Annotated in this window: 20 protein-coding genes; 7 read left to right on the top strand and 13 right to left on the bottom strand. The window is 66.7% G+C overall.

Annotation, left to right across the window (positions count from 1 at the left end; genetic code table 11):
* Positions 1-53 precede the first annotated feature (53 nt).
* Positions 54-851 (bottom strand): YecA/YgfB family protein, encoded by a 798-nt coding sequence (locus tag ACSFA3_RS14945; protein ID WP_435506273.1) that lies wholly within the window; start codon positions 849-851, stop codon positions 54-56.
* A gap of 104 nt (positions 852-955) precedes the next feature.
* Here ACSFA3_RS14945 and ACSFA3_RS14950 point away from each other — a divergent pair, with 104 nt between their 5' ends.
* Both ACSFA3_RS14950 and ACSFA3_RS14955 read left to right on the top strand, forming a co-directional pair.
* On the top strand, positions 956-2,542 hold the full coding sequence (locus ACSFA3_RS14950; protein ID WP_435506274.1) for an FMN-binding glutamate synthase family protein: 1,587 nt from the start codon (positions 956-958) through the stop codon (positions 2,540-2,542).
* A 13-nt stretch (positions 2,543-2,555) separates the two neighbouring features.
* A complete protein-coding gene (locus tag ACSFA3_RS14955; protein WP_435506275.1) occupies positions 2,556-3,368 on the top strand; it encodes a BUD32 family EKC/KEOPS complex subunit in 813 nt (270 codons plus the stop codon).
* Here the strand turns inward: ACSFA3_RS14955 and ACSFA3_RS14960 are convergent.
* The 8 genes from ACSFA3_RS14960 to argS form a co-directional block, all read right to left on the bottom strand.
* Positions 3,365-3,859 (bottom strand): putative toxin-antitoxin system toxin component, PIN family, encoded by a 495-nt coding sequence (locus tag ACSFA3_RS14960; protein WP_435506276.1) that lies wholly within the window; start codon positions 3,857-3,859, stop codon positions 3,365-3,367. The two genes, ACSFA3_RS14955 and ACSFA3_RS14960, sit on opposite strands and share 4 nt — an antisense overlap.
* The gene (locus tag ACSFA3_RS14965; RefSeq protein WP_435506277.1) at positions 3,805-5,049 is read right to left on the bottom strand and encodes a THUMP domain-containing class I SAM-dependent RNA methyltransferase; all 1,245 of its coding nucleotides are present in this window, start codon (positions 5,047-5,049) and stop codon (positions 3,805-3,807) included. The genes ACSFA3_RS14960 and ACSFA3_RS14965 overlap by 55 nt, the downstream gene beginning before the upstream one ends.
* A gap of 4 nt (positions 5,050-5,053) precedes the next feature.
* A complete protein-coding gene (locus tag ACSFA3_RS14970) occupies positions 5,054-6,643 on the bottom strand; it encodes an RNA polymerase factor sigma-54 (RefSeq protein WP_435506278.1) in 1,590 nt (529 codons plus the stop codon).
* Positions 6,644-6,662: 19 nt separating this feature from the next.
* The gene (gene lptB / locus ACSFA3_RS14975) at positions 6,663-7,472 is read right to left on the bottom strand and encodes an LPS export ABC transporter ATP-binding protein (protein ID WP_435506904.1); all 810 of its coding nucleotides are present in this window, start codon (positions 7,470-7,472) and stop codon (positions 6,663-6,665) included.
* A gap of 2 nt (positions 7,473-7,474) precedes the next feature.
* Positions 7,475-8,095 (bottom strand): lipopolysaccharide transport periplasmic protein LptA, encoded by a 621-nt coding sequence (gene lptA / locus ACSFA3_RS14980; RefSeq protein WP_435506905.1) that lies wholly within the window; start codon positions 8,093-8,095, stop codon positions 7,475-7,477.
* 196 nt (positions 8,096-8,291) lie between these two features.
* Positions 8,292-8,957 carry a thiol:disulfide interchange protein DsbA/DsbL gene (locus ACSFA3_RS14985; RefSeq protein WP_435506279.1) on the bottom strand — a complete coding sequence of 222 codons (666 nt, stop codon included), beginning with the start codon at positions 8,955-8,957 and terminating at the stop codon, positions 8,292-8,294.
* Positions 8,958-9,053: 96 nt separating this feature from the next.
* Positions 9,054-9,767, bottom strand: a complete 714-nt coding sequence (locus ACSFA3_RS14990) for an SPOR domain-containing protein (RefSeq protein WP_435506280.1) — start codon at positions 9,765-9,767, stop codon at positions 9,054-9,056.
* Between the two features lie 17 nt (positions 9,768-9,784).
* On the bottom strand, positions 9,785-11,482 hold the full coding sequence (argS, locus tag ACSFA3_RS14995; RefSeq protein ID WP_435506281.1) for an arginine--tRNA ligase: 1,698 nt from the start codon (positions 11,480-11,482) through the stop codon (positions 9,785-9,787).
* 131 nt (positions 11,483-11,613) lie between these two features.
* On the opposite strand from argS, the gene ACSFA3_RS15000 reads away from it, so the two are divergent.
* On the top strand, positions 11,614-11,928 hold the full coding sequence (locus ACSFA3_RS15000) for a hypothetical protein (protein ID WP_435506282.1): 315 nt from the start codon (positions 11,614-11,616) through the stop codon (positions 11,926-11,928).
* A 43-nt stretch (positions 11,929-11,971) separates the two neighbouring features.
* On the opposite strand, the gene ACSFA3_RS15005 is transcribed toward ACSFA3_RS15000, so the two are convergent.
* Positions 11,972-12,469 (bottom strand): hypothetical protein, encoded by a 498-nt coding sequence (locus ACSFA3_RS15005; protein WP_435506283.1) that lies wholly within the window; start codon positions 12,467-12,469, stop codon positions 11,972-11,974.
* 132 nt (positions 12,470-12,601) lie between these two features.
* Entirely contained in the window at positions 12,602-13,558 is a 957-nt protein-coding gene (locus tag ACSFA3_RS15010; protein ID WP_435506284.1) for a LysR family transcriptional regulator, read from the bottom strand.
* Between the two features lie 129 nt (positions 13,559-13,687).
* Here ACSFA3_RS15010 and ACSFA3_RS15015 point away from each other — a divergent pair, with 129 nt between their 5' ends.
* The 4 genes from ACSFA3_RS15015 to ACSFA3_RS15030 are packed head-to-tail and all read left to right on the top strand — an operon-like array spanning position 13,688 to position 18,490.
* Entirely contained in the window at positions 13,688-14,299 is a 612-nt protein-coding gene (locus ACSFA3_RS15015) for a TetR/AcrR family transcriptional regulator (protein WP_435506285.1), read from the top strand.
* The gene (locus ACSFA3_RS15020; RefSeq protein WP_435506286.1) at positions 14,296-15,927 is read left to right on the top strand and encodes an MFS transporter; all 1,632 of its coding nucleotides are present in this window, start codon (positions 14,296-14,298) and stop codon (positions 15,925-15,927) included. Before ACSFA3_RS15015 ends, ACSFA3_RS15020 begins: the two co-directional genes overlap by 4 nt.
* A gap of 20 nt (positions 15,928-15,947) precedes the next feature.
* A complete protein-coding gene (locus ACSFA3_RS15025) occupies positions 15,948-17,081 on the top strand; it encodes an HlyD family secretion protein (protein WP_435506287.1) in 1,134 nt (377 codons plus the stop codon).
* A complete protein-coding gene (locus tag ACSFA3_RS15030; RefSeq protein ID WP_435506288.1) occupies positions 17,078-18,490 on the top strand; it encodes an efflux transporter outer membrane subunit in 1,413 nt (470 codons plus the stop codon). Before ACSFA3_RS15025 ends, ACSFA3_RS15030 begins: the two co-directional genes overlap by 4 nt.
* On the opposite strand, the gene ACSFA3_RS15035 is transcribed toward ACSFA3_RS15030, so the two are convergent.
* Together ACSFA3_RS15035 and ACSFA3_RS15040 are read right to left on the bottom strand one after the other, a co-directional pair.
* On the bottom strand, positions 18,441-19,667 hold the full coding sequence (locus ACSFA3_RS15035; RefSeq protein ID WP_435506289.1) for a CaiB/BaiF CoA transferase family protein: 1,227 nt from the start codon (positions 19,665-19,667) through the stop codon (positions 18,441-18,443). The two genes, ACSFA3_RS15030 and ACSFA3_RS15035, sit on opposite strands and share 50 nt — an antisense overlap.
* Positions 19,660-20,607, bottom strand: a complete 948-nt coding sequence (locus ACSFA3_RS15040) for a hydroxymethylglutaryl-CoA lyase (protein ID WP_435506290.1) — start codon at positions 20,605-20,607, stop codon at positions 19,660-19,662. Before ACSFA3_RS15040 ends, ACSFA3_RS15035 begins: the two co-directional genes overlap by 8 nt.
* Between the last annotated feature and the right edge of the window lie 45 nt (positions 20,608-20,652).

Raw genomic sequence — 20,652 nt, forward strand, 5'->3', positions numbered from 1 at the left:
TGTAATCGATCGATTACAAATTATCGACTTCCGAAAATTCTCGACGCTCCCCTTCAAGCCCCGCAGCACTTCTTGTATTTCTTCCCACTCCCGCAAGAACACGGATCGTTCCTTCCCGGCGTCGCCTCTTTCCTGATCGTCTCCTGCCTAGGCCCCATGCTCTTCCACAGCTGTCGCAGGTCGTACACCCCCCAGATCGCCTCGCCGAACTGATCCAGCCGCTTCTGGCTCACGCTTGGCGGGCCGTCTTCGCTGAACATCGACAGCTCGGGCTTGCCGGTGTCGTCTTCGGTCAGTGCGACGATGGTGCTGAGCGCGTCGTCGAGCATCTGCGCGGCGTCCTTGTCGCGCGGCGCGGCCCAGTCTTCGGGCCAGTTCTCGACCGCGAACATGAAGCCCAGCGCCCAGACCTGCGCAAAAGAAGGGATCTCGTCGCCCTCGACTTCGGCACGCTCTTCTTCCGGCAGCGACGCGATGGCGCCGCGCGTGTCGAGCACTTCGGGCTGGTAGGCGCGGTCGTCGTCGAGCGCTTCGACGGCAGCGTCGAGCGAGGTCTCGATCTCCTTCCAGCGGCGCTTCCAGTGCCAGACCAGTTCCATGTTCTGCGCCGGCACGAAGGTGTCGCCGAAGACGACCTGCCAGTATTCGGCGGGCGGCACCGGGCGGCGGAAGCAGACCAGCGCAGCCATGAAACCTTCGCAGAATTCCCATTGCGGGATTTCGTCGTCCTTGTCGCGCAAAGTATCGAGGAGCGAGTCGAGCAGGTCGAAGTCCTCGGGGCCGAGCGGGGTGTCGGCCGGGTTTGCGGCGGAGTCGGATTCGGTGGCGGCGTTGTCGGGGGTCGTGGTCATGGGAACTCGTGGAAAGGCTTGTAAAAACAGCCCTCTATGATGCAGCAGCCTTTCGGAGAGATCACATTTCGACCCCCACGTTTTCCTTGTTTCCGGCCCGTCGCATGGCCTGGGCGCTCTGCATCGCCGGTCTTGCGGTCAGTCTGGTCGCCGTCGTCCTGCTGCCGGACGCCTGGCCGGCGTGGGTCGCGCTCGGCGTTTTCGCGCTGCTCGCCGGGCTCGGCCTGCGCGATGTCCGGCAGGAACCGCATGCGATCCTGCGCAACTACCCGGTCATAGGTCACCTGCGCTTTCTGCTGGAATACATCCGGCCGGAGATCCGGCAGTACTTCATCGAGAGCGATCGGGAGGCCGTGCCGTTCTCGCGGGCGCAGCGCTCGCTGGTGTACCAGCGCGCCAAGGGCGAGCCGGACAACCGGCCGTTCGGCACGCAGCTCGACGTGACGCTGTCGGGTTACGAATGGATTAACCATTCGATGCAGCCGACGACGCTCGCCGACCACGATTTCCGGATCGTCATCGGCGCGAGCTGTGCGCAGCCTTACCCGGCCAGCGTGTTCAACATCTCGGCGATGAGCTTCGGCGCGCTGTCGGCCAATGCGATCCTGGCGCTCAACAAGGGCGCGAAGCTGGGCGGCTTCGCGCACGACACCGGCGAGGGCTCGATCTCGGCGCATCACCGCGTGCATGGCGGCGACCTGATCTGGGAAATCGGTTCGGGCTACTTCGGTTGTCGCAACGACGACGGCAGTTTTAGCGAGGAGCGTTTCATCGCCAACGCGCGCGATCCGCAGGTGAAGATGATCGAGCTGAAGATGAGCCAGGGCGCCAAGCCGGGCCACGGCGGCGTGCTGCCGGCGCCCAAGGTGACGGCAGAAATCGCCGAGGCGCGCGGCGTGCCGATCGGCGTCGACTGCGTCTCGCCTTCGTCGCACGGCGCGTTTTCGACGCCGCTCGAGATGCTGCGTTTCATCGCCCGGCTGCGCGAGTTGTCGGGCGGCAAGCCGACCGGCTTCAAGTTCTGCCTCGGCCATCCGTGGGAGTGGTTCGCGATCGTCAAGGCGATGCTGGAAACGGACATCACGCCCGATTTCATCGTGGTCGACGGCGCGGAAGGCGGAACGGGCGCGGCACCGGTCGAATTCAGCGATCACGTCGGCGCGCCGCTGCAGGAAGGCCTGCTGCTGGTGCACAACACGCTGGTCGGCGTCGGCCTGCGGAACCGCATCAGCATCGGCTGCGCCGGCAAGGTGATCACCGCTTTCGACCTGGCGCGGATGATGGCGCTCGGCGCCGACTGGTGCAACGCCGGACGCGGTTTCATGATGGCGCTGGGCTGCATCCAGGCGCAGATTTGCCACACCGGCAACTGCCCGACGGGCGTGACGACGCAGGATCCGGTGCGCCAGCAGGCGCTGGTGGTGACCGACAAGGCCGACCGCGTGCGCAATTTCCACCGCAGCACGCTGCATGCGCTACAGGAACTGGTGCAGGCCGCCGGCCTCGACCATCCACAGCAGATCACCGCGCACCACATCGTGCGGCGCATCTCGGACACGGAAGTGCGCCTGCTGAGCAATCTGGTGCTGCAGGTGCAGCCGGGCGCGCTGCTCGGATCGCTGGACGAACAGGCGAGCGTGTTCCGGCTCTACTGGCCGCTGGCCAGCGCGCAGAGTTTCCAGTCGTTGTGAAGCCGATCCGCTGATGAAAACGCTGCAACCCGGCGATTACGCCGAATTTCTCCGCACGATGCTGCCGAAGCAGGAACGTGGCGTCGCCAGTCACCGGCTCGGCAACCAGCGAGTCTGGCTGAAGAAAGCCGGGCCACGGCATGGCGCATGGCGCTATCGGGTGCTCGCGGCCATCGCGGCATTGTTGCGGCTCGAAGTGCTAAAGCCGGTGCCGAATCCGGGCGGCGAGGCGGCCATTGCCATCGAGGCGCGGCGGCTGGGCGAACTCGGCGCGCTCGGGCTGCGGGTGCCGGCCGTGCTGGCTCAGCAGGCCGACGGTCTGCTTTTGGCCGATCTGGGCGAAAGCCGCGCGACTGTCGTGTTGCAGGAGCGCCTGGCGCAGGCCGCCGCCACCTGCCCGGCCACGTTGCTGAGCGCCTGGCGCGAAGGTCTGGACGCCATCGCGACGGTGCATTCGCGCGGCGCCTATCTGAGCCAGGCTTTCGACCGCAATCTCGTGCAGTGTCCCGACGGCGTGATCGGCTACATCGATTTCGAAGACGATCCCGGCGCTGCGCTGGGTATCGCCGAATGCCAGGTGCGCGACTGGCTGAGCTACCTTCACTCCACCGCGATGCTGATGCGCGCTGCCGCACCGCATGCGGCCGGCGAACACTGGCATGCGGTGCAGGCCAATGCCAGCGAGGCCGTGCGCGAGCGCATCGCGCTGGCTGCCCGGCGGATGAGCTGGCTACGGCATCTGCCGGAAGGACGGCGCTGGGGACGCGATACGCAGCGGGTGCGGGCGAGTGCGCGGCTGCTGGGACGGTGGTACGCCGCCGGCTAGTCGGTGAAAACCGGCGAAACGACAACGCCCAGCGTCGCGAGCCGCTTGCGCATCGCCAGCACCAGCTTGTCCTTGCTCAACAGCCGAGCCTTGTGCGCAACGGCAAGATCGATGAAAACCTGGTCGTCCGGGTCCTTGCAGACGAAAACGGCACGCACGGGTATTGCATCGACCATCTGCACCTGCGCATCAAAGCGTTCCAGCACGGCGTCCGGCAGGCGCGCATCCCTCATCAACCGCCGGGCGATCAACGGATAGCCGAGCACGCGTTCGAGTTCAACGCGCATCGACGGCGTGGCGATCCAACGTAGCTGGCCGGTGTCGAGCGCTGCCTGCAGCGCAGCCCAAACCGGGTCGTCGAAGACCAGCAGGTCGAGGACGATGTTGGTGTCGATGACGATGGAAGCGCACTCGGGCGCCACGGCCTGCACCGCGTTCAGGTCCGTCCGCGCGCCGACCCAGCAATCATGTCGAAGCGGAACAGCCGGCATTCGATCGGGCCGTTCCACATCGGCACGCGCCGCGATTCCTTCAGGCGCATGCGCTTGGGCAACTGCAGGTCGGGCGTGAGCATCCAGGCGGTCCAGCCGGCGTAGTTCTTCTTCCAGTGGCTGGCGAGCTGGCTGAAGAACTCGCCGCCGTCTTCCGTTTCAGCCTGTTCGCGAGCACCGGGCCGGGCTATGCCGCCGACCTCGATGCGCTCGCCGTATGGCGGATTGAGCATCATCGTGCCGCCGCCTTCGACGGGCGGCATGCGCTGAAGCGCGTCGCCGCCGCGGAATTCGATCGACGCGGCCACGCCCGCGCGCTCGGCGTTGCGCTCTGCGAAGTCGACCATCCGGAACGCAACGTCGCTGCCGAAGATGACCGGCGCGCCCACGGTGCGACTGGCTTCGGTTTCTCGCTGCTTCGTCTCCGACTCGTCCTGCAGCGCGTCCCAGACGTGCGGCTGGAACGGCAGCAGTTTCTCGAATCCGAAACGCCGCAGCGCGCCGGCCGGAATGCCGAGCGCGATCTGTGCCGCCTCGATGGCGATCGTGCCGCTGCCGCAGCACGGGTCGTACAACGGCGCGGTCGAAACTTCGCCGCTTTCCGGGTTCCACCAGCCGCTGGCAGCCAGCATGGCCGCAGCCAGCGTTTCCTTGAGCGGCGCGTCGCCCTTGTCCTGCCGCCAGCCGCGCTTGAAGAGCGGCTCGCCGGAGGTGTCGATGTAGAGGGTGCAGGTGTCTGTGGTCAGGTGCGCGAAGACGCGGCAGTCGGGCCACTGCGTCTCGATGCTCGGCCGCACGCCGCCGGCCTTGGCGCGGAAACGGTCGGCGATCGCGTCCTTGATGCGCAGCGTCGCGAAGTTCAGGCTCTGCAGCGGGCTGTGCTGGGCAGTGGTTTCGATCTTGAAGGTCTGCTTCGGCGTGAACCAGATTTCCCAGGCGACGCCGCCGGCGATGTCGTAGAGATCGGTCTCGCTGCGATACGGCGCATGGGCCAGCTCGACCAGCACGCGCTGCGCCAGGCGGCTGTGCAGGTTGAGCTTCATGGCGTCGCGCCATGAGCCGCGCACGAAGACTCCGCCGCGCGACGCCATCAGGTCGTCGCCGGCGAGGCCCGTGAGGCCATGCACTTCCTGGGCGAGAAAGTCTTCGACGCCGGCGGCGCAGGGAAGGAAAAGATTGAGCTGGTTCATGATTTCAAAGCGACTTGCGCAGATTGGCCGGCGCGATGCGCAGCGCCTCGCGGTATTTGGCGACGGTGCGGCGCGCGCATTCGATGCCCTGCTCTTTCAGCATCTCGGAGATCTGACTGTCGGACAGCGGTTTCTTGATGTTCTCGGAGGTCACGAACTGCTTGATGAGCGCGCGTACCGCGGTGCTGGATGCGTTGCCGCCGGTCTCTGTGCCGAGCGCCGATCCGAAAAAATACTTGAGTTCGACCGTGCCGTACGGCGTCGCCATGTATTTGGCGGTGGTCACGCGGCTGATGGTCGATTCGTGCAGCCCGAGTTCATCGGCGATCTCGCGCAGCACCAGCGGCCGCATCGCGAGTTCGCCGTGGATGAAGAAGCTCTTCTGCCGTTCGACGATGGCGTTCGACACGCGGAGGATGGTATCGAAACGCTGCTGGATGTTCTTGATGAACCAGCGCGCTTCCTGCAGCCGCTGCGACAGCGCCTGGCTGCCTTCGCCCTTGTGCTGCTTGAGCGCGCCGGCATAGATGTCGTGCACGCGCAGGCGCGGCATGACGTCGGGGTTGAGCATCACGCGGAACTTGATGTTGGTGCCGTTGCCGCTGCGCGTGACGATCACGTCCGGCACGATCACGTTGCGCTCGACGTCGACGAAGCGCCGGCCCGGTTTCGGCTCCAGCGTCGCGATCTGTTGCAGCGCCTTGCGCACTTCTTCCTCATTGCTGCGCGTGAGCGTGGCCAGGCGCTTGAAGTCGCGGCGCGCGAGCAATTCCATCGGATGCTTGCAGATGGCGATGGCGGTCTTGCGCACCTGCACCTGCTCGTCCGACTCCTGCGGATCGGCCAGCGCGCGCAGCTGGATCGCCAGGCATTCGCCGAGGTCGCGGGCGCCGACGCCGACCGGCTCCAGGCTCTGCAGCAGGCCGAGCGCGACCTGGAAGTGATGCACCAGATCGTCGAACTGGTCGTTGTCGTCGCCGGCCAGACCGGATGCCAGCGCCGGCAGCGAATCTTCGAGATAACCGTCGTCGTTGAGCGATTCGATCAGGAAGCGCAGCGCGGCGCGGTCGTTGTCGCCCAGCCGCAGGCTCAGCGCCTGCCGGTGCAGGAAGGACTGCAGCGATTCCTGGCTGCGCGCGAGCTCGGTCGCGTCGGCCCGGTCGCCGCCGTCGTTGGAGCTGATGTTGTTGGAGCTGGCCGGCGCATCGCCGCCCCATTCGCTATCGTCCGGCGCCATCTCGACGGTGCCGTCGCCCTCCCAGTCGGGCTGGGCGTCGGAGATTTCAGCGGTATCGGCGGCCGGCGCTTCGGATTCGGCGGTCGAGGTGCTGCTGCTGGCGCTGTCGCTCGACGATGCCGCCGCCGACGGAGCGAACTCCTCGTCGCGCGGTCCGGGCGCGTCGACCGAGTCGATGCCGAACTCTTCCCGCTGCGCTTCTTCGGCGGTGCGTTCGAGGAACGGGTTCTCGTCGAGCATCTGCTCGACTTCCTGGCTGAGTTCGAGCGTCGACAGCTGCAGCAGCCGGATCGACTGCTGCAGCTGGGGAGTAAGTGCGAGATGCTGCGATACCCGCAGCGACAGGCCTTGTTTCATGCCGTCCAATGCTTCAAGGTCACATCCGGAAGTGTTCGCCGAGATACACGCGGCGTACTTCGGCGTTGTCGACGATCTCCGCCGGTGTGCCTTCGGCGAGCACCTGCCCGTCGCTGATGATGAAGGCGTGATCGCAGATGCCGAGCGTTTCGCGCACGTTGTGGTCGGTGATGAGCACGCCGATGCCGCGGCTCTTCAGGAAACTGACGATGCGCTGGATTTCGATGACGGCGATCGGATCGATGCCGGCAAACGGCTCGTCCAGCAGGATGAAGCGCGGCTGCGTGGCCAGCGCGCGCGCGATTTCGACGCGTCGGCGTTCGCCGCCCGACAGCGCCAGCGCCGGCGAATCGCGCAGATGCTCGACGCGCAGATCGGCCAGCAGCTCTTCGAGTCGCTGGTCGATGCGCTGCTTGCTGAGCGCGGCCATGTTGCCCTTGGCATCGGGTTCCTGCTGCAATTCGAGCACGGCGCGCACGTTTTCGCGCACCGTGAGCTTGCGGAAGATCGACGCTTCCTGCGGCAGGTAGCTCAGACCCATGCGCGCGCGCTTGTGGATCGGCATGTGTGCGATCGGCTCGCCGTCGATGCTGATCTCGCCGGCATCGGCGCGCACCAGGCCGACGATCATGTAGAACGAAGTCGTCTTGCCGGCGCCGTTCGGGCCGAGCAAGCCGACGACTTCGCCCTTCTGCACCTGCAGCGACACGTTCTTCACGACCTGGCGGCTGCCGTAGCGCTTCTGCAGGCCGCGCACTTCGAGACGGCTGCCAGCGGATTCGGTCGACGAAACCGGCTTGGCCTCGTTCCTGACCAGATTGGTGTCGATGCTCACTTGGCCGCGTCTCCGCCGCCGAGCGTCGTGCTCGGACGCAAGCCGCGACCCGTCGGCGCGACCGGCGTCGCAGGAGCCGAGCTGCCCGCGGCTGGCTCGCCAGCCGCACGCGGCGTCAGGATCGCCCGAACGCGACCGCCCTGCGCACCGGCCGCCACGCTGGCGCCGGGCGGCAAGGCTGCGCCATTGACGGTGAAGGTGTCGTTGCCCTGGTCGTAGACGATCAGTTCGCCGGTGGTTTCGTCGTTCGGCTTCGCGCCGATCAGCCGGCGCATCACGGCGCGGCGGATGAACTTGACGTTGTCGGCGCGGCTGTCGTACTCGATGACTTCGGATTCGCCCTCGGTCCACTCGTCGATGCCGGCATCGCGCTTCTGCTTGTAATAGGCGAGCTTGCCCGGCGCCGCGGTGACGACGCCGTACTGATAGCCCTCGGGATCCTGACGCACGTCGATGCGCGCGCCCCGGATGATGATCGTGCCCTTGGTCACCACCACGCCGCCGGTGAACACGCTGGTCTGCTTGAGGTCGTCGTAGCGCATGGCATCGGCCTCGATGTTCATCGGCTTCGTCCGGTCGGCTTTTTCGGCCTGAGCGGGCATCACCAGCACCGCCATCAACGCGACAGCGGTCGTGGTGGCAACGACGATTCGGCGGGAGAGAGATCGGATGAGTGTGTATCGCTGGTTCATAAAGGCACGAAACTTGCTCGAAGATTGTAAGCGTCAGGTGCAATGGCTTGACGCGCAGACAAAAAAGCCCGCCGAAGCGGGCTGCCTCCCCGACGCCGGACGCTGCCCGGTGCGTGCGAAATCAACCCTTGCGGGCCTCGCCGATCAGGAATTCCGTGACCTGCAACGCGCGGCCCAACGAGCCGGCCGTGTCGCCGTCGATGTAGTACCGGCCGGCCACGCCGAGCGCCGGCACGCCTGCGACCTGGTAGTCGGTGGTCAGTTGCGTCGCGCGCTTTGCCTTGCCGACGACGGTGAACGACTTGAACAGTTCGCCGAACTTCTTCGCGTCGAGACTCGGCTGCTTCGCAACCCATGCCAGGATGCCGGCATCGCCGCTCAGCGGCTGGCGCTGTTGATGGATGGCCTGGAACAACGCCATCTGGAACTCGTCGACCTTGCCCATCGCTTCGAGCGTGTAGTAGAGGCGCTGCTTGGGTTCGGTGTCGTTGCCGACGAAAGGCACGGGAATGCGCTTGAACGCCACATCGGCCGGAAGCGTCTTCACCCAGGTCTCGAGCTGCGGCTCGAAGGCGGCGCAATGCGGGCAGTTGTACGAGAAGAACTCCACCACTTCGACCTTGCCGGCAGGCGTGTCGATCGGGGCGCGCTTGCCCAGGGCGATGAAGTCCTTGCCGGCCTTCGGCGCGACGGGGGACTGCGCATGCGCAGCAGTGCCGATGGTTACTGCGACGAGAGGAAGCAGGCCGAGCGACGCAGCGGTCAGCGAAAAGTCACGACGTTTCATTTGAAAAATTCTCCTGTGGGCTGAAAGAGCCTTGGGACGGCGCGGAGTTCCCGCGCCAGGGAGGCAGGCCGGTCGAGCTGCAGCGGCATCAACCGCTCAGCGCTGGACCCGGACCAGATTGGATTCGAGGCCGCCGCCGTCGAGCCGCTCCTTGAGGCGGTCGGCGTCGTCCTTCTTGTTGAACGGGCCGGCGCGCACGCGGTAGACGGTGCGTCCGGCCTGTTCGCGCTCGGTGATGCGGGCTTCGACGCCCATCAACGAGAGCTTCGCGCGCTGCGATTCGGCGTCGTCGGTGGTGCGGAAGGCACCGGCCTGGACGAAATACATGAACGGATCGGCGCCGGTGGAAGCGGCAGCCGCTGTGGTGCTACTGTCGCCCGAATTGCCAGACCGGGCACGCGCCAGATCGCCGAGAGGATCACTCGAAGCCGGCGGTGTGCGGGCAGCCTCGACCGGCACCGGCGCGCGAGTGGCGCGAGGCGGCACAGCCGCCGTTGCGCCTGGCGCGACGACAGCAGGACTCGAAGCCGACGCGTCCGAACTGGGCGGATTCAGCGGACCGACCGATGCAGGCTGCGTCGGCGCAGCCGGGCGAGCCCCGGCCTTGCCCGACAGAGGACCGTTCGGGTTCCAGTCGCGGTTCTTGCGCGCCTCGGCTTCGTCCTGTTCGGCGCCGCCGCGCTGCGTCTTGGTCATGAACGGGATCGGCACCTTGGTCACGTAGACCGCGATGCCTAGCGCCACGCCCAGGCCGAGCACGATGCCGACGATCAGCCCGATGACGGTGTTTCCGCGTTGTCTTGATTTCATGGTGGAGAAAAGGAGATTCACATCTTGCTCGGCGCACTCACGCCCAGCATCGCGAGGCCATTGTGCAGTACCTGCGCGGTGGCGGCGACCAGCGCCAGACGGGCTTTCTTGACCGCTTCGTCTTCGACCAGGATGCGTTCGGCGTCATAGTAGCTGTGGTAGCTGGCGGCGAGTTCGCGCAGATAGAAGGCGACGTCGTGCGGCGCGAAATCCTTTGCGGCGGCGGTCAGCATGTCCGGGTACTTGGCCAGCAGCAGCATCAGCGACTGCGCAGCGGGAGTCGACAGCGCGCCCAGATCGACGTCCTTGAGCGTGGCCGCATCGCCGCCGTCCTTCTCCTTCCAGGCCGCGAGCACCGAGCAGATGCGCGCGTGCGCGTACTGCACGTAGTAGACCGGGTTGTCGTTGTTCTTGGCGACGGCCAGGTCGATGTCGAAGGTGTATTCCGTATCGGGCTTGCGGCTGAGCAGGAAGAAGCGAACCGCGTCGGTGCTGGTCCATTCGATCAGGTCGCGCAATGTGACGTAGCTGCCGGCGCGCTTGCTGATCTTGACTTCTTCGCCGCCCTTGACCACGCGCACCATCGTGTGGAGCACGTAATCGGGGTAGCTCTTCGGAATGCCGGCATCGACCGCCTGCAGTCCGGCGCGCACGCGGGCGATGGTGCCGTGGTGGTCGGTGCCCTGGATATTGACGACGCGATGAAAACCGCGCTCCCACTTCGCGATGTGATACGCCACATCGGGCACGAAATAGGTGAACGTGCCGTCCTGCTTGCGCATCACGCGGTCCTTGTCGTCGCCATAGTCGGTCGACTTCAGCCACAACGCGCCGTCCTGCTCGTAGGTCTTGCCGGCGTCGATCAGTTTCTGCACCGTCGCAGCGACGCGGCCGCTGGTGTAGAGGCTGGATTCGAGGTAGTAATTGTCGAACTTCACCTGGAACGCCTTCAGGTCCAGATCCTGCTCGTGGCGCAGGTAGGCGACGGCGAACTGGCGGATGGCGTCCATATCGGTGATGTCGCCGGTGGCGGTGACTTCGCGGTCGTCGGCCTTGACGGTCTTCCGTGCCTGGAAGTCGGCGGCGATCTCGGCGATGTATTCGCCGTTGTAGGCCGGTGCTTTTTCGCCGCTCGGCCATTCGGCGTCGCCGGGCTTGAAGCCGAGGGCGCGCAAATGCGTGCTGTTGGCCAGCGTCTGGATCTGCACGCCGGCGTCGTTGTAATAGAACTCGCGCCAGACATCGGCACCTTGCGACGCCAGCAGATTGCAGATCGCGTCGCCCAACGCAGCCTGCCGGCCGTGGCCGACATGCAGCGGGCCGGTCGGGTTTGCCGAGACGAACTCGACCAGCACGCGCTCTCCGGTCGTCGGCTGCCTGCCGAAATCGGAGCCCGCAGCCAGCACTTCTCGCACCACCTGCTGCTTGGCGACGGTCTTCAGGCGGATATTGAGGAAGCCGGGGCCGGCGATCTCGATCGCGTCGACCCAACGTGCAAAAGCGGGCGTGGCGCCCAGCGCGGCGCTGAGTTCCTCGGCCAGTTCGCGAGGTTTGCGACCAAGGGGCTTGGCCAGCTGCATCGCGGCGGTGCTGGCGAAATCGCCGTGAGCAGGAACCTTGGGAGATTCGAACGCCGCCTTGGAGGCGGCGCCGGGAGAAAGGGATTCGAGCATGCTCGCGAGTGCCGCGAGGAGCTCCTGTTTGACCAATTGCATAGGAAGATTTTACCGGGGCTAACCCTAAAAGTTTTGTTCACAGTCATCGGCTGCCACGGCTGGCCCGTTAGCAGGAGCGGCACAACTCAAAGCCGCAGCAGTCTTCTTTCAACCCTCAAGGACACACCAACATGAACAAGCTCCTGACTCTTCTCGCCCTGGGCGCATGCCTCTCCTTCGGTGCCGCGCAGGCGCAGGACAAGGCTGCTGCGCCGATGGCGGCGCCGGTCGCCGGCACCAGCTGCGCCACCCAGGCGATCGACAAGAACGGCAAGGCGCTGGCCGGTGCCGCCAAGAGCAGCTTCATGAAGAAGTGCGAAAAAGACACCAAGGCAGCCGCGACGCCGGCCTGCGCCACCAAGGCGATCGACAAGAACGGCAAGGCACTGGCAGGCGCTGCAAAGAACAGCTTCATGAAGAAGTGCGAAGCGGGCGCCAAGGCCTGACGCGAGACTTCCGCCGGTCACTCGGCTGCCGGCGGCTGACTGCCTACATGCTCCGTTGCAGTTCTTCGAGTGCAACGGCCATCTGCGTCGGAGTCAGCCTCGGTCCGCGCAACTGTTCGATTCCGTTGGTTTCCCGTTCGACACTGAACTGATACTGGCCCGCTCCGCCGGCAAACATCCGGCTGAGTCGCGACTGGCCTTCACCCGAGAAGCCCACGAGATGATGCACCGCCCCACCCTGCTGCTGAATATAAGCAGGCTGGCCGTTGTGCTGAAATTCTTGGGTGTGGTTGACGCGGTAGCGGAAATAGTTCTCAGGACGGTCAGGCTGCAGGTTCATCTTCTGCATCACACCGAACACGGCGGCATTCAGGCGCTGGCGCTCCATGGCGTATGTCTGCGGGACCTGGATCGCGGCGGTCTGGCGGCGAAAGATCCCATCGATTTTGGAATTGGCGGACCCGTGCGGTTTTTCATGCGGATAGGCCGGAACGGTCGAATGCCGCACCCGCGGACTTTGAAGCGAGAGAGGTTGGGTCATGTGATTCCGATGAGTGGACATGTGGTGGAAGGCAGCATCTTTTGCGTCCAATGACCACCGAAACCCTCAGACTCGTCCTAAAGCGTCACCTGCCTCTCGAGCAGCTGCAAGTACGCCGGATGGCTTCGAAGGTCATCGCTTTCTTTCAGTGGGTTTGCTCGGCGGCATCGTGCCGGCCCAGAACGTCGGTTGCCCGTAGGCCGCCTTGAGGAAATCGAGCCACAACCGCACCCGCAGCGGCAGGTGCTTGCGCTGCGGAAACACCGCATGGATGCCGTTCGGCTGTGCTGCAAAGTCGTCGAGCAGCGGCACCAGCCGGCCGGCTTCGATCTCGGCATCGATCTCCCAGCTGCTGCGCCAGGCGATGCCGTGGCCGGCCAGGCACCAGTCGTGCAGCACCTGACCGTCCGAGCAGTCGAGCGGACCCTGCGGCTTTAAGTGCAACGTCTCGGGCTCGCCGCCTTCCGTCGGCAGCCTGAAAGCCCAGCCGCGCGTCTGCGAAGCGTCGCTCGACAGGGTCAGACAGGCGAAGCGCGCCAGATCGCTCGGATGCTGTGGCGTGCCGTGGCGGCGCAGGAAATCGGGCGTGGCAACGCAGCGGCGCCGGTTGTCGGCCAGGCGCAGGCTGACCAGCGACGAATCGGGCAGATCGCCGACCCGCACCGCGCAGTCGAATCCCTCGCCGGTCATGTCGATCACGCGGTCGCTCAGGTTCAGCGAGATCGTCACGTCGGGATGCAGGGCGTGGAATTTCGGCACCAGCGGCGCGACATGACGGCGCCCGAAGCCGGCCGGCGCCGTCACGCGCAGATGGCCGGCGGCCTTCACGCCGCCCGCGCTCACGCTGGCTTCGGCATTGGCGAACTCGACCAGCAGACGCTGGCAATCCTCCAGAAAAGCGCTGCCTTCGTGCGTCAGCGTGATCTTCCGGGTGGTGCGGACCAGCAGCTTGACGCCGAGTCGCTCCTCCAGCGCGTCGATGCGGCGCCCCATGATGGCCGGCGCCACGCCTTCCGCACGCGCGGCCGCCGTGAGGCTGCCGCGGGCGGCGACCGCGACGAAGGATTCGAGTTGGGTGAGACGGTCCATCGCGGGATTATCGAGAGCGATCTTCCGGTTGCGCCCATGCCGGCGACAGGGACTCGCCAGTTTCGATACATTGACGTTTCGGAACTAGTTTGTTCCGTTATTCGTTCACTGCTCAACTTTGTTCCACCTATGTCCGATTCCGCCAGCCTGCCCGCCACCGGACGCCCGCGCGATGCGTTGCTCGACGCCAACATCCTGCATGCCGCGATGGCGCTGCTTGGTGAAGGCGGTATCCACGCGGTCACGATGGAAGCGGTCGCGCAGCGCGCCGGTGCCGGCAAGGCCTCTCTTTACCGGCGCTGGAAATCGAAGGACGAACTGCTCGCCGACGCGCTCGCAAAGCATTCGCCGCTCGACATCGAGGTCGATACCGGCACGCTGCGCGACGACCTGGTCGATGCCTATTCGCACTACTACGGAATCGGCGATCCGCTGATGCAGGCGGCGATGCAGGAAATGCTCGGCAATGTCCGCCAGCACCTGGCCTGGACGGCCAAGGTCACGCCCGAACGCCTGACTGCGCGACGCGCCAAGGTGCGCTCGCTGATCGAACGGGCAACAGCGCGGGGCGAAATTCCACCGCCCGACGACATCGAGATGCTGCTCGACCTGGTGCCCGCGCTGATCCTTTACCGCTACAACGCGCACGGCCAGCCGGTGACGCGCGCGCTGATCGCGCATTTCGTCGATACGCTGGTGATGCCGATGGCGCAAGGCGCCGACAAGGCGACCACCGCATGAGCGCCGAGCGCGAGATTGCGCCGGTTCAGGTGCAGGCACCGGCACCGGCACCGGCAGCCGTTCCGCCTCCGCCGCCCTACGTCCTGCGCGACGGGCTGGCGATGGCGGCGGTCGCGGTACTGCTCGGCATCACGCAGGGCCTGGGCATCAATCTCGTCAACTCCAACCTGACCGGCGTGCAAGGCGCGCTCGGCGCCACGGCGACCGAGGCCAGCTGGCTCACGACGGCGTACTTCGCGACCAACATCTCCGCATCGGTGCTGCTGACCAAGGTGCGCTACCAGTACGGCCTGCGCTGGTTCGCCGACATCGTGATCGGCATGTACCTGCTGCTGGCGGTGGCGCATCTGTTTACGCAGCATCTCGGCTCTGCCGTCGTGGTGCGCGCCGCGCTCGGACTGGCTGCGGCACCGATCAGCAGCCTCACGGTGCTCTACATGATCCAGGCCTTTCCGCCGGCGAAGATCTTCACCGGGGTAGTGCTCGGTTTCGCTGCGCTGCAGATCGGCGCGCCGCTGTCGCGCGTGATCTCCGAAGACCTGCTGCAGATCGGTCAGTGGCAGGGGCTGAACATGCTCGATGCGGCGCTGGCCATTCTGTGCATGGCGGCGATCAACGTGGTACGGCTGCGGCCGATGCCGACGCAGCAGATGTTCGCGCGCGGCGACGGCATCGTCTTCGCGCTGTACGCGAGCGCGCTGGCGCTGATCTGCGTGGTGCTCACGCAGGGCCGGCTGCATTGGTGGAGCGATACGCCGTGGCTCGGCGTCTGTCTGGCCGCGGCGCTGCTGCTGTTCGGCCTGTACGTGGCGGCCGAGCTGCAGCGCGAGAAGCCGCTGCTCGACCTGCGCTGGCTCATGAGCCCGTTCATGCTGCGCTTCATGGGCGCGGTGCTGCTGTTCCGCATCGTGCTGTCGGAGCAGACGGTCGGCGCGGTCGGCCTGATGAACACGCTCGGCTTCACCAACGACCAGATGCATCTGCTGTTCCTGTGCGTGACGCTCGGCACCATCGCCGGCTTCCTGGCCGCGCTGGTGGCGCTGCCGTCGCAGAAGTTCGGCGTGCTGGGCGACATCGCGCTGGTGCTGATCATCGTGTCGGCACTGATGGACGGCGATGCGACCGTGCTGACCCGGCCGCACGATCTGTATCTCTCGCAGACCCTGCTGGCGGCGGCCAGCGCGATGTTCCTGGCCTCGGCGCTGCTGCAGGGTTTCAGCAACGTGATCGCAGGCGGCATGAAGAACTTCATCACCTTCATCGCGGCCTTCGGCGGCGGGCAGGCGCTGGCCGGACTGATCGGCCAGGCGTGGCTCTCGACGTTGCTGGTCGACCGCCAGCGACTGCACTACTCGCAGCTGGTCGAGCATCTCCAGCTGTCCGATCCGCAGGTCGCTCAGCGGCTGGCGCAGCTCGGCGGCGCCTATGCGTCGAGCATCAACGATTCGGCCGCGCGCGCCACGCAGGGACTGACCCTGCTCAGCCAGCAGGTCACGCAGCAGAGCTACGTGATGGCCTACAACGATCTGTTCCACGCGGTGGCGCTGGTGTCGACGCTCGGCTTCTTCGTCTTCGCGGGCGTGAAGACGCACCGCTGGCACCGGTCGCGACGCGCGACGCTTTCCTGATTTCCTTCGATCGATTCACCATGTCCTACTTCTCCAAGACCCTTCGCTCCCGCGGCACCTGGATCGTGCTGGCCGCGACGTTGCTGTGCGTCGGCCTCGTGCTCTACGCATGGCGTCTGCCGCCGTTCCGCACGGGCACCGAAACGACCGAGAACGCCTACGTGCGCGGCATGGTCACGATCGTCGCGCCGAAGGTCGACGGCTACGTGGCGGAGGTCGACGTGCAGGACTACATGGCGGTCAAGGCCGGCGACGTCATCGTGAAGCTGGACGACCGCATCTACCGCCAGAAGCTGGAACAGGCGCGTAGCGCACTCGCCGCGCAGGAGGCCAATCTGGCCAACACGGCACAGGCGCGGCTGTCGCGCGAAGCGGCCATCGGCAGCACGCAGGCGCAGATCGCCGGTGCGCAGGCACAGGTGCTGAACGCGCGCGCCCAGCTCACGCGCGCGCAGGCCGACATGCGCCGCGCGACGCCGCTGGCGCAGGACGGCTCGCTGTCGCAACGCGAGCGCGACCAGACCGAAGCCGCGCTGCATCAGGCCGAGGCCGCCATGAAGCAGGCCGAAGCCAGCGCGCTGCAGACGCAGGCCGGCCGCGCCGTCGCCACGCAGGACCTGCGCACGGTGGTCGTGAATCGCAACGCGGTCGAGGCGGCCGTCGATTCGGCACGCGCGGCGGTGAAGCTGGCGGAGATCGATCTCGACAACACGCAGATCCGCGCGCCACGCGACGGGCATGTGGGCGAAGTCGGCGTGAAGCTCGGCCAGTACGTGACGCCCGGCACGCAACTGATGGCCGTGGTGCCGGCGCAGGTCTGGGTGGTGGCGAACTTCAAGGAAGCGCAGACGGCGCGCATGGCTTCGGGGCAGATCGCGCACTTCCATGTCGACGCACTCGCCGACGCACGGCTGACAGGCCATGTCGAGCGCATCTCGCCGGCCACCGGCTCTGAATTCAGCGTCATCAAGCAGGACAACGCAACCGGCAATTTCACGAAGATCCCGCAGCGACTGTCGGTGCGCATCGCGGTCGATCCGGACCAGGCGGCGGCGCAGCATCTGCGGCCGGGAATGTCGGTGGTGGTGAGCGTGGACACGCGCGGCGGCACAGTGACGCCGGTTGCGAATGCGCCGACCGGGAGCGGCTCATGAGACGCACGCTCGCATTCAGTGCCGTCGCGCTCTCCGCGGTCCTTCTGCTGCAGGCCTGCAGCACCGCGCCGACGACAGCGCCGTCGCTCGCAGCCGAAGTCCCGACCACTTGGCAGGGCCAGCCTGCGACCCCAGGAAAAGACGCCCTGCCCCGCCGGCCGCTCGGCACACGCTGGTGGCGCGATTTCGACGATCCGGCACTCGACCGGCTCATCGCGCAGGCACTGTCGCGCAACACCGACCTGCGCAGCGCCGCGGCGCGCGTTGCCGAAGCGCGTGCGCTGGGTGACGTGCAACGCGCAGCCGGCTTGCCGACGCTGGATTTCGGCGTCGGCGAAAGCCGCAGCCGCAGCGTGAGTGCCGCGACCGGCAAGCCCTACCTCTCGACCGTGACGCAGCCGCAGTTCCAGGCCGCGTACGAGGTCGATCTGTGGGGCCGGCTCGATGCGCTGAACCAGTCCGCCGCCGCGCAATTGCAGGCCAGCGAAGCGGCACGCGACAGCGCCGCGCTGAGCGTCGCCGCCACCGTCGCTTCCGGCTACATCAACCTGCGCGCGCTCGACGCGCGGCTCGATGTCGCGCGGCAGACGCTGGCGGCGCGCGCGTCGGCGCTCGACCTCGCGCGCTCGCGCCAGTCGCGCGGCTACACATCGGCGCTGGAGACGCAGCAGAGCGAAGCCGAATACCGGGCGACGGCGGCGGTGATTCCGCAACTGCAACTCGCGATCCGCCGCCAGGAGCACGCGCTCGGCGTGCTGACCGGCACATCGCCCGGGCCGGTCGAACGCGGGCTTTCGCTGACCGAACTGCGCCTCGTGCCGCTGCCCGACATCGGCCTGCCGTCGGACTTGCTCCGGCGGCGTCCGGACATCGTCGGCGCAGAGGCACAACTCGCCGCGACCGATGCGCAACTCGCCGCGGCGCGGGCGCAGCTGCTGCCGTCGCTGCGGCTCTCGGCGACGCTCGGTAGCATCAGCTCGAGCGCGCTGACCGGCGATCCGTTCAGGCTCTGGAGCATCGGCGGCAGCATCCTCGCGCCGCTGTTCGAAGGCGGACGGTTGCGCGCGCAGGTCGGCGCATCGGACGCGCGACGCGAGCAGGCGCTGGCCGGTTACGAGAAGACGGTGCTGACGGCGTTCGGCGAAGTGGAAGACCAGCTGTCTGCGGTCGACGAGCTGGCGCGGCAGAGCGTGGAAGTCGAAGCGCAACGCGTCGCGCTGCAGGAGACGCTGCGGGTGGCGAGCAACCGTTATCGCGAGGGCTATGCCTCGCACCTCGACGAACTCGATGCGCAGCGCAACCTCTTCAGCGCGCAGCAGACGGCGCTGCAGTTGCGCGCCGACGAGTTGACGGCTCGGGTCAGTCTGGACCGGGCGCTGGGTGGAGGCTGGCAGCCGACCCAGCCGTGATGTGCGCAGCCTTGAAACGCGCGATCTCGTCGTCTCCATAGCCGACCTCACGGAGAAGTTCGTCCGTATGCTCGCCGAGCAGCGGCGGCTGCAGGCGGATGCCGGGCCGCTCGCCGTCGAGCGTCAGCGGTAGCAGCGGCACCTTCGACATGCTGCCGTCGTTCATGCGCACAGGCGCGAGTCCGCCGGTCGCGTTCAGGTGCGGATCGTCGAACAGCGCCTGGGGCTTGGTGATGGGCGCGAAGGGCAGCTCGTTCGCCTCGAACACGGCACTGAGTTCGGCGGCGCTTCGGTCGGCGAGGTGCGAGCGCAGGATCGGCATCATCCATTCGCGCGCGAGCACGCGGTCGTTGTTGGACTTGAGGCGCGGGTCGGCCATCATTTCCTCCAGCCCGAAAGCCTTGCAGAAGACGGCCCACTGCTTGTCGCTGACGGCGGCCAGGAAGATCTGCTCGCCGTCCTTGACCGTGAACACGTCGTACACGGCCCAGGCAGAAATGCGGCTCGGCATCGGGTCGGCCGCCTTGCCGGTGGCGGCGAACTGCATCATGTGCTGCGCCACGAGCAACACATTGTTCTCGAACAGCGCCGCTTGCACTTCGCCGCCTTTGCCGGTGATGTCGCGCTGGCGGAGCGCGGCCATCGCGCCGATGGCGCCGAACATGCCGCCCATGATGTCGTTGACGCTGGTGCCGGCGCGCAGCGGGTCGCCGGTGCGCCCGGTCATGTAAGCCAAGCCACCCATCATCTGCACGACTTCGTCGAGGGCGGTGCGGTGGTCGTAGGGGCCGGGCAGGAAGCCCTTGTGGCTGACGTAGACGAGGCGCGGGTTCAGCTTCTTCAGCGTTTCGTAGTCGAGCCCCAGCTTCTTCATGGTGCCGGGCTTGAAGTTCTCGCTGACGATGTCGGCGGTCGCGATCAGCCGCAGCGCGGCCTCGACGCCTTCGGGCTGCTTCAGGTCGAGCGCGATGCTCTTCTTGTTGCGGTTGAAGGCCGGAAAGAAGCCGGAGCCCGAACCGAGCAGCCGGCGCGTGTTGTCGCCCTCGATCGGCTCGACCTTGATGACCTCGGCGCCCAGGTCGCCGAGCAGCATCCCGCAGGTCGGCCCCATGACCATGTGGGTGAATTCGACGACGCGGATGCCGGCGTACGGGAGCGGCTGGGTTTCTTCAGACATGCGCGTAGTTTCCCTGGACGAAGCCTTTGGGCAGGCCGGCCTCGGGCGTCATGCCGTAGACCGCTTCGCCGGGCAGCCCTGCGATCAGCGGTGCGCGCGCAGCCATCAGCCGCGGCAGGTCGATCCCGGTGCGCACACCCATCGCCTCGAACATGAAGACCAGGTCTTCGGTGACGACGTTGCCCGACGCACCCGGCGCATACGGACAGCCGCCGAGGCCGCCGAGCGACGCATCGAAGGTGCGCACGCCTTCTTCATACGCGGCCAGGCAGTTGGCCAGCCCGAGGCCGCGCGTGTTGTGCATGTGCGCCGCGCCAGCCTTGTCGCCGAGTTCGGCCCGCAGGCGGCGGAAAAGGCGTCGCACCTGTGCCGGATTCGCATAGCCGACGGTGTCCGAAAGCCCGGCCTCGTCGGCACCTGCTTCCACGCACTGCACAGCCAGCCGGATCACTTCGTCTTCCGGCACATCGCCCTGCAGCGTGCAGCCGAAGGCCGTCGAGATGCCGGCTTCGAGCCGGACGTGCGGCGCCAAGTCGCGGCGCAGATCGGAAATGGCACGAACCTCGTCGACCATCTCCTCGCGCGTCTTGCGCACGTTCGCCAGCGAATGCGCCGCACTTGCCGACACGGGCATCGTGAGCTTGTGCACGCCGGCCTCCAGCGCCGCCTGCGCGCCGCGCCGGTTCGGCACCAGTGCCATCACGACGAGGCCGGGCAACGTGATCGCATGCCGCACGACTTCGGCGGCGTCGGCCATCTGCGGCAGCAGGCGCGCGGGGACGAAGGAGGCGACTTCGATCTCGCGCACGCCGGCTGCGTGGAGCGCGTCGATCCAGCGGAGCTTGTCGGCGGTCGGCATCGTCGCGGCGACCGATTGCAGGCCATCGCGCGGGCCGACCTCGCTGATGAGAACGGCTGTAGGCGTATCGGATGGATTCATGGCCGGAGAGATTAAACCGGTCGCCGCCGGTACTTCCGTTCGGGG

Source organism: Variovorax glucosi (genome assembly GCF_051216695.1).
In the GTDB taxonomy this organism is placed as follows: Bacteria; Pseudomonadota; Gammaproteobacteria; order Burkholderiales; family Burkholderiaceae_C; genus Variovorax.